Annotated in this window: 1 pseudogene; it reads right to left on the reverse strand. The window is 66.4% G+C overall.

From position 1 onward, the window contains the following. Positions 1-1141 (reverse strand): annotated as a pseudogene (locus L540_RS21125) (hypothetical protein); the annotation flags it as partial.

Here is a 1141-nt window from a genome sequence, read left to right on the forward strand (position 1 = left end):
TGCGCCGTAACGTTCCATCCGCTGTTGGCCACCGTGGAGACCGCCTGCAGTTGTCCCACGTTGACCGCATCGGTGGTCGCCGTGCCGGCCGCGATGTTGCTGAGCTTGAGGCCGCCGCCGTCGATACCGGCGGTGGTGATGCTAGGGCCACCGGTCAGGGTCAGCCCACTGGCCTGGAGCTGGGTGGTGCCCAGGGTGACGGCATCCACATCGAGGTTACGGGACAGGGCAAAGCGCAGTTTGCTGTCGGTCGCGCCCTTGGTGATGGCCAGGTTGCTGTCGGCGCTAGAGAAGTCCACGGTGGCGCCGGGCGCCACATTGCTTGAGTTGGCCCCCTGCGCGGTGACGTTCCAACCGCTGTTGGCCACCGAGGAGACGGCCTGCAGCTGACCGACGTTCACGGCATCGGTCGTGGCGCTGCCGGCGGCGATATTGCTGAGCTTGAGGCCGCCGCCGTCGATACCGGCCGTGGTGATGCTCGGACCGCCGGTCAGGGTCAGGCCGCTGGCCTGAAGCTGAGTGGTTCCCAGCGTCACGGCATCCACATTCAGGTTGCGGGACAGGGCAAAGCGCAGCTTATTGTCAGTGGCGCCCTTGGTGATGGCGAGGTTGCTGTCGGCGCTGGCAAAGTCCACGGTGGCGCCGGGTGCGACGTTGCTCGCATTGGAGCCCTGAGCAGTGACGTTCCAGCCGCTGTTGGCCACCGTGGATACGGCTTGCAGTTGTCCCACATTGACGGCGTCGGTCGTGGCCGTGCCGGCGGCGATATTGCTGAGCTTGAGGCCGCCGCCGTCGATGCCGGCGGTGGTGATGCTAGGGCCACCGGTCAGGGTCAGGCCGCTGGCCTGAAGCTGGGTGGTGCCGAGGGTCACGGTATCCACATCCAGGTTGCGGGACAGGGCAAAGCGCAGCTTATTGTCAGTGGCGCCCTTGGTGATGGCCAGGTTGCTGTCCGGGCTAGAGAAATCCACGGTGGCGCCGGGCGCCACATTGCTTGCGTTGGCGCCTTGCGCGGTAACGTTCCATCCGCTGTTGGCCACCGAGGAGACGGCTTGCAGCTGACCGACATTGACCGCATCGGTGGTCGCCGTGCCGGCGGCAATATTGCCGAGCTTGAGCCCGCCGCCGTCGATGCCGGCGA

The organism is Bordetella pseudohinzii, from assembly GCF_000657795.2.
Lineage (GTDB): Bacteria > Pseudomonadota > Gammaproteobacteria > Burkholderiales > Burkholderiaceae_B > Bordetella > Bordetella pseudohinzii.